The sequence below is a fragment of the Variovorax ureilyticus genome (assembly GCF_037889935.1).
GTDB lineage: Bacteria > Pseudomonadota > Gammaproteobacteria > Burkholderiales > Burkholderiaceae_C > Variovorax > Variovorax ureilyticus.
Map to the genome: position 1 here is coordinate 153,855 of NZ_JBBKZU010000004.1, position 13,083 is coordinate 166,937.

Annotated in this window: 13 protein-coding genes and 1 tRNA gene; 7 read left to right on the forward strand and 7 right to left on the reverse strand. The window is 65.5% G+C overall.

Features of this window, described 5'->3' with window-relative positions; all coding sequences use genetic code 11:
• Positions 1-7: 7 nt before the first annotated feature.
• From rpsK to WKW77_RS10970, 5 genes are all read left to right on the forward strand, one after another.
• Complete coding sequence (rpsK, locus tag WKW77_RS10950; RefSeq protein ID WP_009124825.1) at positions 8-412, forward strand: 30S ribosomal protein S11; 405 nt, start codon at positions 8-10, stop codon at positions 410-412.
• 127 nt (positions 413-539) lie between these two features.
• On the forward strand, positions 540-1,163 hold the full coding sequence (gene rpsD, locus WKW77_RS10955; protein WP_340356863.1) for a 30S ribosomal protein S4: 624 nt from the start codon (positions 540-542) through the stop codon (positions 1,161-1,163).
• A 127-nt stretch (positions 1,164-1,290) separates the two neighbouring features.
• A complete protein-coding gene (locus WKW77_RS10960) occupies positions 1,291-2,280 on the forward strand; it encodes a DNA-directed RNA polymerase subunit alpha (protein ID WP_093162415.1) in 990 nt (329 codons plus the stop codon).
• Between the two features lie 84 nt (positions 2,281-2,364).
• The gene (rplQ, locus tag WKW77_RS10965) at positions 2,365-2,763 is read left to right on the forward strand and encodes a 50S ribosomal protein L17 (protein ID WP_340356864.1); all 399 of its coding nucleotides are present in this window, start codon (positions 2,365-2,367) and stop codon (positions 2,761-2,763) included.
• Between the two features lie 18 nt (positions 2,764-2,781).
• Positions 2,782-2,858 (forward strand) — tRNA-Met (locus WKW77_RS10970).
• A gap of 249 nt (positions 2,859-3,107) precedes the next feature.
• Here the strand turns inward: WKW77_RS10970 and WKW77_RS10975 are convergent.
• The 6 genes from WKW77_RS10975 to WKW77_RS11000 all read right to left on the reverse strand — a co-directional run bounded on the left by WKW77_RS10975 (position 3,108) and on the right by WKW77_RS11000 (position 10,174).
• On the reverse strand, positions 3,108-3,503 hold the full coding sequence (locus WKW77_RS10975; protein WP_340356865.1) for a RidA family protein: 396 nt from the start codon (positions 3,501-3,503) through the stop codon (positions 3,108-3,110).
• The gene (locus WKW77_RS10980; RefSeq protein WP_340356866.1) at positions 3,500-5,119 is read right to left on the reverse strand and encodes an AMP-binding protein; all 1,620 of its coding nucleotides are present in this window, start codon (positions 5,117-5,119) and stop codon (positions 3,500-3,502) included. Before WKW77_RS10980 ends, WKW77_RS10975 begins: the two co-directional genes overlap by 4 nt.
• Positions 5,116-6,393 carry an acyl-CoA dehydrogenase family protein gene (locus WKW77_RS10985; protein WP_340356867.1) on the reverse strand — a complete coding sequence of 426 codons (1,278 nt, stop codon included), beginning with the start codon at positions 6,391-6,393 and terminating at the stop codon, positions 5,116-5,118. The genes WKW77_RS10980 and WKW77_RS10985 overlap by 4 nt, the downstream gene beginning before the upstream one ends.
• Before the next feature lie 3 nt (positions 6,394-6,396).
• Positions 6,397-7,251, reverse strand: coding sequence for an enoyl-CoA hydratase family protein (locus WKW77_RS10990; RefSeq protein WP_340356868.1), 855 nt, complete (start codon positions 7,249-7,251; stop codon positions 6,397-6,399).
• On the reverse strand, positions 7,248-7,724 hold the full coding sequence (locus WKW77_RS10995) for a MarR family winged helix-turn-helix transcriptional regulator (protein ID WP_340356869.1): 477 nt from the start codon (positions 7,722-7,724) through the stop codon (positions 7,248-7,250). The genes WKW77_RS10990 and WKW77_RS10995 overlap by 4 nt, the downstream gene beginning before the upstream one ends.
• A gap of 89 nt (positions 7,725-7,813) precedes the next feature.
• A complete protein-coding gene (locus WKW77_RS11000) occupies positions 7,814-10,174 on the reverse strand; it encodes a bifunctional salicylyl-CoA 5-hydroxylase/oxidoreductase (RefSeq protein ID WP_340356870.1) in 2,361 nt (786 codons plus the stop codon).
• Positions 10,175-10,281: 107 nt separating this feature from the next.
• Here WKW77_RS11000 and WKW77_RS11005 point away from each other — a divergent pair, with 107 nt between their 5' ends.
• Positions 10,282-11,550, forward strand: coding sequence for a class I SAM-dependent methyltransferase (locus WKW77_RS11005; RefSeq protein WP_340356871.1), 1,269 nt, complete (start codon positions 10,282-10,284; stop codon positions 11,548-11,550).
• A gap of 14 nt (positions 11,551-11,564) precedes the next feature.
• Positions 11,565-11,888 (forward strand): DUF1840 domain-containing protein, encoded by a 324-nt coding sequence (locus WKW77_RS11010; RefSeq protein ID WP_340356872.1) that lies wholly within the window; start codon positions 11,565-11,567, stop codon positions 11,886-11,888.
• A gap of 109 nt (positions 11,889-11,997) precedes the next feature.
• Here the strand turns inward: WKW77_RS11010 and WKW77_RS11015 are convergent, their stop codons facing one another.
• Complete coding sequence (locus WKW77_RS11015; RefSeq protein ID WP_340356873.1) at positions 11,998-13,014, reverse strand: Bug family tripartite tricarboxylate transporter substrate binding protein; 1,017 nt, start codon at positions 13,012-13,014, stop codon at positions 11,998-12,000.
• Between the last annotated feature and the right edge of the window lie 69 nt (positions 13,015-13,083).

Consider the following 13,083-nt stretch of genomic DNA (forward strand, 5'->3'; position numbering starts at 1 on the left):
GACCAGCATGGCTAAAGCTCCTGCCAACAACGCCGCACAACGCGTTCGCAAGAAGGTTCGCAAGAACGTCGCGGACGGCATCGCGCACGTGCACGCTTCGTTCAACAACACGATCATCACGATCACGGACCGCCAGGGCAACGCCCTGTCGTGGGCTTCGTCGGGTGGTCAGGGCTTCAAGGGTTCGCGCAAGTCGACGCCGTTCGCTGCGCAGGTGGCCTCTGAAGTCGCCGGCCGCGCTGCGGTCGAGCAAGGCATCAAGAACCTCGACGTCGAGATCAAGGGCCCCGGCCCGGGTCGCGAATCGTCGGTGCGCGCGCTGGCCGCGCTCGGCATCCGGATCAACTCCATTGCCGACGTGACCCCGGTGCCGCACAACGGCTGCCGTCCGCAGAAGCGTCGTCGCATCTAAGGCGATGGCGTTCGGCGCAGACCGCTTCACGGCGGCTGCGCATTTTGTTTTTTAACAAGCCCACCGCCGTCGGCCCACGCTGATGGCTCCCGCAGTCCGCTGCGGCAGATGAACAAAGGAAGATCAAGTGGCACGCTACCTCGGCCCCAAGGCCAAACTTTCCCGCCGCGAAGGCACCGACCTGTTCCTGAAGAGCGCCCGTCGTTCGATCCAGGACAAGGCCAAGTTCGACTCCAAGCCCGGCCAACACGGCCGCACTTCGGGTCAGCGCACCTCGGACTTCGGTCTGCAACTGCGCGAAAAGCAGAAGGTCAAGCGCATGTACGGCGTGCTCGAGAAGCAGTTCCGCCGCTACTTCGAAGAAGCTGACCGCCGCCGTGGCAACACGGGCGCCAACCTGCTGTTCATTCTCGAATCGCGCCTGGACAACGTCGTCTATCGCATGGGGTTCGGCTCGACACGCGCGGAAGCCCGCCAGCTCGTGTCGCACAAGGCGATCACGGTCAATGGCCAGTCCGTGAACATCCCGTCGTACCTGGTCAAGACCGGCGACGTGATCGCTGTCCGCGATAAGTCGAAGAAGCAGAACCGCGTCGTCGAAGCACTCCAGTTGGCTCAGCAAGTCGGCATGCCGGCCTGGGTCGAAGTGAATGCCGACAAGGCCGAAGGCACGTTCAAGAAGGTGCCGGATCGCGACGAATTCGCCTCGGACATCAACGAGTCGCTGATCGTCGAACTGTATTCGAGGTAAACGGACGATAACGTGCCGCGCTTTGCGCGGCCCGTCCTTGTGTTTTTTTGTTCCCGGCGAGAACGTCGCCGGGCACTTCACCAGCCTTACCGGTGTAACGAGCCGGGGGTATTGAGAGGAAGTCTGCATGCAAACCACCCTGCTGAAACCCAAGACCATCCAGGTCGAGCAACTCGCGCCCAACCGCGCGAAGGTCACGCTCGAGCCATTCGAGCGCGGCTATGGCCATACGCTCGGCAACGCGCTGCGTCGCGTTCTGCTGTCTTCGATGGTCGGCTATTCGGCGACGGAAGTCACCATCGCAGGCGTGCTGCACGAGTACTCGTCCATCGATGGCGTGCAGGAAGATGTGGTCAACATCCTCCTGAACCTCAAGGGCGTGGTGTTCAAGCTGCACAACCGCGATGAAGTCACGCTGAGCCTGCGCAAGGATGGCGAAGGCGCCGTCACCGCGTCGGACATCCAGACGCCCCACGACGTCGAGATCATCAATCCCGACCACGTGATCGCTCACCTGTCGCAGGGCGGCAAGCTCGACATGCAGATCAAGGTCGAGAAGGGCCGTGGCTACGTGCCGGGCACGATGCGCCGCTATGCCGACGAGCCGACCAAGTCGATCGGCCGCATCGTTCTGGACGCGTCGTTCTCGCCGGTCAAGCGCGTGAGCTACACCGTCGAAAGCGCGCGTGTGGAACAGCGCACCGACCTGGACAAGCTGCTGGTCGAAATCGAGACCAACGGCGCGATCACCGCCGAAGATGCAGTTCGCGCTTCGGCAAAGATCCTGGTCGAGCAACTCGCCGTGTTCGCGCAGCTCGAAGGTGGCGAACTCGCCGCGTTCGATGCACCGGCACCGCGCAGTGCCCAGCAGTTCGATCCGATCCTGCTGCGCCCGGTCGACGAGCTCGAACTCACGGTCCGTTCGGCGAACTGCCTGAAGGCGGAAAACATCTACTACATCGGTGACCTGATCCAGCGCACCGAGAACGAGCTGCTCAAGACCCCGAACCTGGGTCGCAAGTCGCTCAACGAAATCAAGGAAGTGCTTGCCTCGCGCGGCCTGACCTTGGGCATGAAGCTCGAAAGCTGGCCGCCGGCTGGCCTGGATAAGCGTTGATTTTTTGAATTGGCCCGCTTGGGCCTGTGCACCGGGCAGTACCTGACACGGCTGCCTGTTCTTATAAGGTAAAGGAAAAGCACCATGCGTCACGGACACGGACTCCGCAAACTCAACCGCACCAGCTCGCACCGCCTTGCGATGCTGCAGAACATGATGAATTCGCTCATCGAGCACGAAGTCATCAAGACCACGGTCCCGAAGGCCAAGGAACTGCGTCGGGTCATCGAGCCGATGATCACGCTCGCCAAGAAGCCGACGGTTGCCAACAAGCGCCTCGCCTTCGACCGCCTGCGCGATCGCGACAGCGTCGTGAAGCTCTTCGGTGAACTCGGCCCGCGTTACCAGGCTCGTCCTGGTGGCTACACCCGCATTCTGAAGATGGGTTTCCGCGTGGGTGACAACGCCCCCATGGCACTCGTCGAGTTGGTCGATCGCCCTGAAGTTTCTGAGGCTTCCGACGAGCAAGCCGCTGCGGAATAAGCTATAATTTCTGTCTGCCGCGCGATGGAGCAGCCTGGTAGCTCGTTGGGCTCATAACCCAAAGGTCGCAAGTTCAAATCTTGCTCGCGCAACCAAATTTCCGGCGATTCAAAAGATCGCCGCTGAATTGAAAAAAGCCCACTTCGGTGGGCTTTTTCTTTTCTGCGATTCGATGTGTTCCGTCGAACCGTCGACTGCACACGTCGAGAAACCGGCTCCGCCGGGCCGCTGACGTTGCCCTTGAAGGGGCCGAGAGCCGCAGCTACGCGCCTACCTGCGCAGCCCGAACACCAGCCGCCTCTGGCAATCGCAAGAGAGAGACACGCAGTGCGCGAGCCGGGGGCTCAGTCCGGCACGACGGCAGTCACCTCGATCTCGACCTTGGCGCGAGCTTCTACCAGCGCCGCCACCTGCACGCACGTCATCGCAGGGAAGTTGCGCCCCATCGCGTCCCGGTACACCGGGCCGAGTTCGGAGAGGCGCCTGTTGTACTCATCGCGGTCGGTCACGTACCAGGTCATGCGCACCATGTGCTCGGGGCCGGCGCCGGCTTCGCGCAGGACTTCGACGATGTTTCGCAGGGCCAGGCCCGTCTGTTCGATGAAGTCGTCGGACTCGAATTGCTGCTGTGCATTCCAGCCGATCTGTCCGCCGACGAAGACCATGGTGCCGCGTGCGGCCACGCCGTTCGCATAGCCCTTCGGAGGGGCCCAGCCAGGGGGTTGGAGAAACTTGATCATGGGAGTTGCCTCAGTTTGAATCGTTGGAGTTTTCCGGTTTCGGTGCGCGGCAGGTTCGCCACGAACGCGACTTCACGGGGATATTTGAAAGGGGCGATGGTTGCCTTCACGTGGTCCTGCAGCGCCTTGACCAGCGCCGCATCGCCGGCGTGCCCCGGCTTGAGCACGCAGAACGCCTTGACGATCATCCCGCGCTCCTCGTCCGGCTTGCCGATGACGCCGCACTCCGCCACCGCAGGATGCTTGAGCAGCGCGTCTTCGACCTCGGGGCCGCCGACGTTGTAGCCCGCGGTGACGATCATGTCGTCGGCGCGCGATTGATAGAAGAAGTAGCCGTCCTCGTCCTCCACGAACGCATCGCCGGGGTAATTCCAGCCCTTCTTGACGTAGTTGGCCTGGCGCGGGTCGTCGAGGTAGCGGCAACCCACCGGCCCGATGATGGCCAACTTGCCGACCGTTCCGCGCGGCACCTCGTTGCCGTCGTCGTCGACGATCCTGGCGGTGAAGCCCGGCACCGCCTTGCCGACCGCGCCTCGGCGCACCTCGTCGCCGGCAGCCGAGATGTAGATGTGAAACACCTCGGTGCCGCCGATGCCGTCGAGCATCTCGATGCCGGTCGCCTGCTTCCACATCTGCCGCGTCGCGTCGGGGAGTGCTTCGCCGGCGCTGACACTGATGCGAAGACTCGGCACGCCGTGCTGTTTCGCGAACGCAGCCATCTGCCGATAGAAGGTCGGCGCGGTGTAGCAGATCGTGGCGCCGACGTTCCGGATGACCTGGACCATCGATTCCGGCGAGTACGGGCCATCGTGGAAATACACCGAGGCACCGGCCCACATCGGGAAGATCAGCAGGCCGCCCAGGCCGAACGTGAAGGCCAGCGGCGGCGAGCCGATCACGATGTCGTCGCTGCGGGCGCGCAGGATGTGGCGAGGCCAGGTCTGGCACATCGCGAGCACATCGCGATGCGTCGTGACCGGTGCCTTCGGCTTGCCGGTCGTCCCCGAGGTGAAAGCCAGCAACGCGATGTCGTCCGCGGACGTGGGGCATGCCTTGAACACCCCGCTCTTCGACGCCGCCCGTGCCGACAATGAATCCGGCGCGTCCGGCTGGTTGAACGCGACGATCGTCTTCAGAACAGGATGCGCCTGCTGTGCCGTCTGCAACTCGTCGAGAAGCTTTCCGTCGCACAGCGCGGCCGAAGGCTGCGACTTCTCCAGGATCTCGCCGAGCTCCTTGGCCCGAAGCAGCGGCATGGTCGCGACCGCGATCATGCCGGCTTTGACCACTGCCAGCCACGCCAGTGCCATCGCGATCGAATTGCCGCCACGCAACAGCACGCGATTGCCGGGCACCAGCCGCAGGTCCTCGGTGAGCACCTGCGCGATCCGGTTGACCTCCACGGCGGCCTCGGCATACGTCAGCGTCCGCACCGGCGAGCGCAACATCGGCTTGTCGGCGAAACCTCTGTCGGCCGCCTTGTCGAGCAACTCCTCGACCAGGTTCGCCTGATCAGGCAGCTGAAGCTCGGGCAGGTCGTACCGGAAGATCGGCAGTTGGTCGGCCGGCGGCAGCCGGTCGTGCACGAAGCGGTCGATTTGCGCACTTGCGGTCATGGCTGGTCCTTCTGCCCCGACGCTCCGCGCTTCGCGTCGTCGCCGCCCCCCGAGGGGGCGTCGTCCGTCTTGGGGCGGCCCGGCGCCGGGCGCAAGACGGACTTGCCGATGATGAGCTGCTGAACCTCCGTCGCACCTTCGTAGATGCGCAGCGAGCGGATGTCGCGATAGAGGCTTTCGACCTTGGTGCCCACCTTGACGCCCAGGCCGCCATGCATCTGCAGCGCCATGTCGATCACCCGGCTGGCGTTCTCGGTGGCGGTCATCTTGGCCATCGCGGCGGCGGCGGTCAGATCGCCAACGGCGGGCTCGCCTCGATGCTCGCTGTCGTCGCGCATCCAGGCCGCCCGATAGGTCAGCAACGCGCCGGCGTCGATCAGGGCCGCCATCTCGCCGAGCTTGGCTTGCGTGAGCTGGAAGTCGGCCAGCGTCTGTCCGAACATCTTTCGCTTTTGCGCGTGCCGGACGGCTTCCGAAAGCGCGCGGCGTCCCATGCCCAGGGCGGCACCCGCGACCGAGGCGCGGAAGATGTCCAGCGTGCGCATGGCCAGCTTGAAGCCGCCGTTCAGTTCGCCGAGCTGCGCGCTGCGCGGAACCACGCAGCCGTCGAAGCGCAGCGTGGCGAGCGGGTGGGGCGCCATCACGTCGATGTGCGATGAGGTGTCCAGGCCCGGCGTCCTGGCATCGACGATGAAGGCGGTGATGCCGCGCGAACCGGCGGTCGGGTCGGTCTTGGCGAACACGCAGTAGAAGTCCGCGAGCCCGCCGTTGCTGATCCAGGTCTTCTCGCCGGTCAGGCGCCAGCCGTCCGCGGTGGGCTCGGCGCGCATGGCCATCGCGCCCACGTCGGAGCCGGCGTCCGGCTCGCTCAGCGCAAAGGCCGCGATCTTGTCGCCGCGACCCACGGGAGCCAGGTAGTTCGCATGCTGCAGGGCGGTGCCGGCGAGCGTGATCGCGCCGCTGCCGAGGCCCTGCATCGCAAAGGCGAAATCGGCGAGCGGCGAATGGAACGCCAGCGTCTCGCGCAACAGCACCAGCGCGCGCGAGTCGAGACGCTCAAGCGCGCCACCCGATGCGGCGGGCACGCAGTAACGCAGCCAACCGGCATCGCCGAGGCGGCGCACCCAATCGCGGCAGGCGGCGCGATCGTCGCGCTCGTCCACCGACTGCGCGCGCGCCCACGGCAGCAGGTCGCGTGCGAGCGCGCGATGCGCTTCGTCGAAGAAGGGCAGCGCGAGGTGTGTCGTGGAGGGATCGACAGAGGAGGCGGCCATCGATCAGTCTCCTTCGAACACCGGCTTGCGCTTGGCCGCGAAGGCCTCGAACGCGCGTTTGAAGTCCTCGGTCTGCATGCAGATCGCCTGGGCCTGCGCTTCGGCCTCGATGGCCTGGTCGATGGTCATGGCCCATTCCTGCGAGAGCATCGTCTTCGTCATGCCATGCGCGAACGTCGGCCCCTGCGCGAGTTCGCGCGCCATCGCGGTCGCGGCATCGAGCAGCGCATCGCCTTCATGCAGTGCATTGAAGAAGCCCCACGCGAGCCCCTCCTGGGCATTCATCGCGCGGCCGGTGAACAGCAGTTCCGACGCGCGGCCCTGGCCGATCACGCGCGGCAGGAGCGCGCAGGCACCCATGTCGGCGCCCGCCAACCCGACGCGCGTGAAGAGGAAGGCGGTCTTCGTCGACGGCGATCCATAGCGGATGTCGCAAGCCAGCGCGATCATCGCGCCCGCGCCCGCGCAGACGCCGTCGATCGCGCCGACGATCGGCTGCGGGCAATGGCGGATCGCCTTCACCAGGTCGCCGGTCATGCGCGTGAATTCCAGCAGTTCGGGCATCTGCATCTTCGTCAGCGGGCCGATGATCTCGTGCACGTCGCCGCCCGAGCAGAAGTTGCCGCCCGCGCCGGTGACGACGATCGACTTCACGTCGGTGGCGAAGTACAGCGCGCGGAACAGGTCGCGCAGCTCGGCATACGAATCGAAAGTCAGGGGGTTCTTGCGCTCGGGCCGGTTGAGCGTGACCGTGCCGACGCCGTCCTCGAATGACCAGGAGAAATGCTTGGCCTGGTAGCCCGCCTTCGGATCGAACTGGGCGCGCATGGGATTGTCCGCGCCGATGTAGTGCTTCATAGAGCCTCCGCCAATTGTTGATGTGAGTGCTGCTTGACCTTGCCGAGCAGCTTGTGAAGTTGCGCGATCTCCTTCGGGTTCAGCGCGGAGAACGCTTCGCAGATCCAGGCTTCGTGCTGCTGGGCCATCTCGTTGAAGAGCTTGCGTCCTCGAGACGTGAGGCGTACGCGCCAGGCGCGGCGATCGCCTTCTACGTCGACCCGCTCCACGAGGCCTTCCGACACGAGCTGGTCGGTGATGCCGGTGACGTTGCCACCGGTGACCATCATGCGGCGCGAAAGCTCGTTCATCTTCAGCCCCTCGGGCGCGCGCTCGAGCTGCGACATGAGGTCGAAGCGCGGCAGCGTCGTCGCGAACTGCTCGCGCAGTTCGTTGCGGACCTGCTTCTCGATCAGCTGGGTGCAGGTCAGCAGGCGCAGCCAGAGGCGCAGTTCCTCCGGATGCTCGCTGTGGGCTCGGGCTTCGAGGTCCATCTCAGCGCCCGCCCGGCCGCCCGAAGGGCGCTGAGCGCCCCCTCTGGGGGCAGCGACACACGAAGTGATGAGCGTGGGGGCTTCTCATATCAATGGCTTTCTTCGGCCGCCGGGCGCTGTCCTGCCGCCATCGCCGCAGCGAGTTGCTGCTGCTTGGCGATCTCGCGGTACATCTGGTCGCGGCCGCTGAGGTATTGCTTCGGCCAGTCGACGTCGCGGTTCTGCAGCTTGGCCGTCTCGTGTAGCGTCCAGGCCGGATCCGCGAGGTGCGGTCGCGCGAGGGCGCACAGGTCGGCCCGACCCGCGGCAATGATGCTGTTCGCCTGGTCGGCATCGGTGATCGCGCCGACCGCGATGGTCGAGATGCCGACTTCGTTGCGGATGCGGTCGGCAAACGGCGTCTGGTACATGCGGCCATACACCGGCTTGGCGGCGCGCGTGGTCTGGCCGGAAGACACGTCGATGAAGTCGGCGCCGGCTTCCTTGAAGGTGCGCGCCATCTCGACCGCGTCGTCGGCGGTGTTGCCGCCGGGCGCCCAGTCGTGCGCCGAGATCCGCACGCTCATCGGGCGCTCTTGCGGCCATGCGGCACGCATGGCGCGGAACACTTCGAGCGGATAGCGCAGGCGGTTCTCGAGGCTGCCGCCGTACTCGTCCGTGCGCAGGTTCGTCAGCGGGCTCAGGAAGGACGAGAGCAGGTAGCCGTGTGCGCAATGCAGTTCGAGCCAGTCGAAACCCGCTTCCGCGGCGCGCTTCGCGGAGGCGACGAACTGGTCGCGCATGAGGTCCATGTCTGCGCGGGTCATCTGCGCCGGCGTCTGGTTCTGTTCGCCGTAGGGCAGGGCGCTGGCGGAGAGCAGCGGCCAGTTGCCCTGGGGCAGCGGCTCGTCGGAGCCTTCCCAGCCGACCTGTGTCGAGCCCTTCGGCCCGCTGTGGCCGAGCTGCATCGCGATCTTCGCGGTCGACTGCGTGTGCACGAAATCGACGATGCGCTTGAACGCGGCCTGCTGCTCGTCGTTGTAAAGGCCCGTGCATCCGGGGGTGATGCGGCCTTCGGGCGTCGGGCTTGTCATCTCGACGAAGACCATGCCGGCGCCGCCGAGCGCGCGTGCGCCGAGGTGCACCAGCAGGAAGTCCTGCGGCACGCCGTCGACCGCGCTGTAGGTCGCCATCGGTGAGACCACGATGCGGTTCTTGAGCGTGAGCCCGCGCACCGTCAGCGGCATGAGCATCGGAGGCAGCGGCTTTCCGCCAGCGAGCCATTGCTCGTAGCCGTTGAGCCAGGTCGCGTCGCGCAGGCGCAGGTTCTCGTGGCTGATGCGCTGCGAGCGGGTGAGCAGCGAGTACGCGAACTGCTCGATCTCCATGCCGGTGTAGCGATCGACGTTCTCGAACCATTCGGTGGAGTTGCGCGCCGCATTCTGGATCTTGAGCACTTCGACGCTGCGGCGTGCCTCGTAGGCGGTCAGCACCTCGTCGATGGCGTGCCCGGTGCCGAACTCGTTCGCGAGGTCGATCGCGTCTTCCAGCGCCAGCTTGGTGCCGGAGCCAATGGAGAAGTGCGCGGTGTGCGCGGCATCGCCCATGAGCACGACCGGTACCTTGCGGCCGTTCACGTCGATGCGATGCGTCCAGTTCTTGCAGATGACGCGCGGGAAGCGGATCCAGTTGGCCGAACCGCGCAGATGTGTCGCGTTGCTGATGAGCGGGTTCCCGCCGAGGTACTTTGCGAACATCTTCTCGCAGAAGGCGATCGCCTCCGGCTGCTCCATCTTGTCGAGGCCGTGGGCCTTCCAGACTTCCTCGGGCGTCTCGACGATGAAGGTGGAGGTGTCGTTGTCGAACTGGTAGGCGTGCGCCTGGAACCAACCGTGCTCGGTCTCTTCGAACGCGAAGGTGAATGCATCGAAGGTCTGATGCGTGCCGAGCCAGACGAAGCGGCACTGGCGCAGGTCGATGTCGGGGTCGAACACATCCGCGTAGCGCTGGCGGATACGGCTGTTGAGTCCGTCGCTTGCGATCACGAGGTCGGCGTTGTACTGCGCGGCCAGTGCCTGGTCGTCCGTGACGTCGGTCTCGAACACCAGCTTGACGCCGAGCGCGAGGCAGCGCTCCTGCAGGATGTTCAGGAGGCGCTTGCGGCCGATGCCGCAGAAGCCGTGCCCGCCCGAGCGCACCTGCCGGCCCTTGAAGAACACCTGGATGTCGTCCCAGTGATGGAACTCGCCACCGATGAGCTTCGCCGTTTCCGGATCGGCCGCGGCCAGGTTGTCGAGCGTCTGGTCGCTGAGCACGACACCCCAGCCGAAGGTGTCGAAGGGGCGGTTGCGCTCGACCACGGTGATGTCGAGGGCCGGATGCCGGGCTTTCATCAAGAGCGCGAAGTACAGGCCGGCGGGGCCGCCGCCGATGCACAACACGCGGTGAAGGTTCGGGGTTGAGCTATTCATGGATAAATAGTTTAGACATAAACGATCTGGTGTCAACCCACGTTGCCACCGGGTTTGCCCGAGGACCCCAGTTGACGCGGCCGCGTGCGCTCGCAAGAATCAGTAACATGCAAAGCCTGTTGCCGAAGATCGAGTCCCAGCTTTCCGCGCTGCCCGTTCCCATCACGCTGCAACTGCCTGACGGCCGGCAGGTCGCCAAGCCCGGTTCCCGCATCACCCTGGCTTTCACCGAGTGGTCCGCGCTCGCCAAGCTCGCGACCCGGCAGGTCGGCGCCATCGGCGAGGCCTATGTCGAAGGCCGCGTCCAGATCGAAGGCGCGATGCGAGATCTCATCGACGCCACCGTCAGCCTGCTGCCGGGCAACCCGGCCGAGACCAACACCACCTGGTGGAGCCGCGTGCAGCGGCGCGCCAAATCGCGTGGCTCGCACTCGCTCGGCAGGGACGCCCGCCAGGTCGAGTTCCATTACGACGTCTCCGACGACTTCTACGCGCTGTGGCTCGATGAGCGCCGCGCGTACTCCTGCGCCTACTTTCGTGACGCGAACATGACGCTCGCCCAGGCGCAGGAAGCCAAGCTCGATCACATCTGCCGCAAGCTGATGCTCAAGCCCGGCGAGCGTTTTCTAGATATCGGCTCAGGCTGGGGTGCCCTGCTGATGTGGGCGGCCGAGCACTATGGCGTCGACGCGACCGGCATCACGCTGTCGAAGAACCAGCACGCGCATGTGCAGCGGCTGATCGAAGCGAAGGGCCTCCAGGGCCGCGTGCGCGTGGAGCTGCGTGACTACCGCGAGCTCGACCCCGCCAAGCCTTTCGACAAGATCTCGTCGGTCGGCATGTTCGAGCACGTCGGCGCGGCCAACATGCCGGTGTATTTCCGCAAGATCCACTCGCTGCTCGTGCCGGGCGGCCTGGTGCTCAATCACGGCATCACGTCGGGGGGGCTCGACTACAAGCAGCTCGGCGCCGGCATGGGCGACTTCATCGAGAAGTACATCTTTCCGGGAGGCGAACTCCTCCACGTGACGCATGTGCTGCGCGAGACGGCCGCGGCTGGGCTGGAGATGGTCGACACCGAGAACCTGCGCCCGCACTATGCGCGCACGCTCTGGGCATGGTCCGACGCGCTCGAATCGCAGCTCGACAAGGCGCGCGAAGTGCTCAGGGGCAGCGGCGGCAAGCAAGGCGAGAACGCCGAGCGCATCCTGCGCGCATACCGCCTGTATCTGGCGGGATCGGCAATGAGCTTCGAGCAGGGCTGGATTGCGCTGCACCAGATGCTTTCCACCAAGCCGGACGGCAAGGTGGACGACGGCACGATCCGCGGCGCGCAGTCGCAGTACCCGTTTGTCCGCGATTACATCTACAAGTAAGAGAGAGAGGCACCATGCTGTATCGATTCAACTCCCGTGCGACGCCACCCTTCGTGATGCTCGAAGTGCACGCGCGCCAGATGTTCGACATCATCGGCAAGGCGCCTGCGCCCAAGGGCGTCATCACGGTGGAGCAGATGCCCGCGGCCATCGCGGCGCTCGAATCCGCCATGCAGCGCGAAGCGGCCAATGTCCACAACGACGACGACTACGCCGTCGAAGGCCACGACAACGAGGCCGAGAAGCACCACATCGGCATCCGCCAGCGTGGCGCGCCGCTGCTGCACATGCTGAAGGACTCCCTCGCCGACAAGAAAGACGTGACCTGGGAGGTCTAGCCAGGCTCGCCCCCAGGCCCGCGCACTTCGTGTCGCTCTCCACCCCCGACCGGGGGCAACACCGGCGGCCCGGCCAAGCCGGTTCCGCGGTGTTTCTGGCTTCAGGGTCTTAGTCCACTTTCGCGCCGGAAGCTTTCACTACCTTTGCCCACTTTTCGTGCTCGCTGTCGATGAGCTTGGCGAACTCGGCGGGCGTGTTGCCGCTCGGGATGGCGCCCTGGGCTTCCATCTTTTCCTTGATCGCGGGAGTCGACAGCGACTTGGCGACTTCGTGCTGGATGCGGTTGATGATGTCCGGGGACGTGCCGGCGGGCGCGAGCAGGCCGAACCACGAGCTGGCTTCGTAGCCCTTGAGCAGCGGCCCGCCAGCTTCTTCGACGGTCGGCACGTCGGGCAAGGCCGGGGAGCGCTTCGCGCTGGTGACGGCCAGCGCCTTGAGCTTGCCGCCCTTGATCTGCTGCATCGACGAGGGCAGGTTGTCGAACATCACGTCCGCATTGCCGGCCACCATGTCCATGAGCGCCGGGCCGGAGCCGCGATACGGGATATGCGTCATGTAGCTGCCGGTCATGCTCTTGAACAGTTCGCCCGCGAGGTGGATCGAGGTGCCGCTGCCGCTCGACGCCATGTTGAGCTTGCCGGGATTGGCCTTGGCGTACTTCACGAAGTCCGCGACGTTGTTGATGCCCAGCGCCTTCGCCTTGTCGACATTCATCTCCATCACGTTCGGCACCGCGGCGACCAGCGTGATCGGCGCGAAATCCTTGATCGGGTCGTACGGCAGCTTGGGGTAGAGCGCGCGGTTGATGCCGTGCGTGCCGACCGTGCCCATCAGCAGCGTGTAGCCGTCGTTCGGCGACCGCGCGACGATCTCGGCGCCCACGTTGCCGCCCGCGCCCGCGCGGTTGTCGACGATGAACTGCTGGCCGAAGGCCTTCGACAGTTCGGGCGCGACCGCGCGCGCAAGGATGTCGGTGGTGCCGCCGGGCGCGAACGGCACGACGATGCGCACCGGCTTGTTCGGCCAGCCGGACTGCGCGGCAACCGGACCCGCGACGAGGGTGACTGCAGTCAATGCGGCGAGGTTCAGCGCAGTGCGTCGGCGCAGCGGAAAGGATGGAGGCATGGGGTTCCCTGTGGGTTCGAATGCAGGGTTTTTACAGGGGAAGCACCCGTCGCGTCGCGGGTGGAAACC

Bases quoted from the DNA above. Each gene is read 5' to 3' on its own strand.
- WKW77_RS11015 (WP_340356873.1), bottom strand. From the start codon at position 13,014: ATGCCTCCATCCTTTCCGCTGCGCCGACGCACTGCGCTGAACCTCGCC.
- WKW77_RS10960 (WP_093162415.1), top strand. From the start codon at position 1,291: ATGCAAACCACCCTGCTGAAACCCAAGACCATCCAGGTCGAGCAACTC.
- rplQ (WP_340356864.1), top strand. From the start codon at position 2,365: ATGCGTCACGGACACGGACTCCGCAAACTCAACCGCACCAGCTCGCAC.
- WKW77_RS10980 (WP_340356866.1), bottom strand. From the start codon at position 5,119: ATGACCGCAAGTGCGCAAATCGACCGCTTCGTGCACGACCGGCTGCCG.
- WKW77_RS11010 (WP_340356872.1), top strand. From the start codon at position 11,565: ATGCTGTATCGATTCAACTCCCGTGCGACGCCACCCTTCGTGATGCTC.
- WKW77_RS11000 (WP_340356870.1), bottom strand. From the start codon at position 10,174: ATGAATAGCTCAACCCCGAACCTTCACCGCGTGTTGTGCATCGGCGGC.
- WKW77_RS10990 (WP_340356868.1), bottom strand. From the start codon at position 7,251: ATGAAGCACTACATCGGCGCGGACAATCCCATGCGCGCCCAGTTCGAT.
- WKW77_RS10995 (WP_340356869.1), bottom strand. From the start codon at position 7,724: ATGGACCTCGAAGCCCGAGCCCACAGCGAGCATCCGGAGGAACTGCGC.
- WKW77_RS10975 (WP_340356865.1), bottom strand. From the start codon at position 3,503: ATGATCAAGTTTCTCCAACCCCCTGGCTGGGCCCCTCCGAAGGGCTAT.
- WKW77_RS11005 (WP_340356871.1), top strand. From the start codon at position 10,282: ATGCAAAGCCTGTTGCCGAAGATCGAGTCCCAGCTTTCCGCGCTGCCC.
- rpsK (WP_009124825.1), top strand. From the start codon at position 8: ATGGCTAAAGCTCCTGCCAACAACGCCGCACAACGCGTTCGCAAGAAG.
- WKW77_RS10985 (WP_340356867.1), bottom strand. From the start codon at position 6,393: ATGGCCGCCTCCTCTGTCGATCCCTCCACGACACACCTCGCGCTGCCC.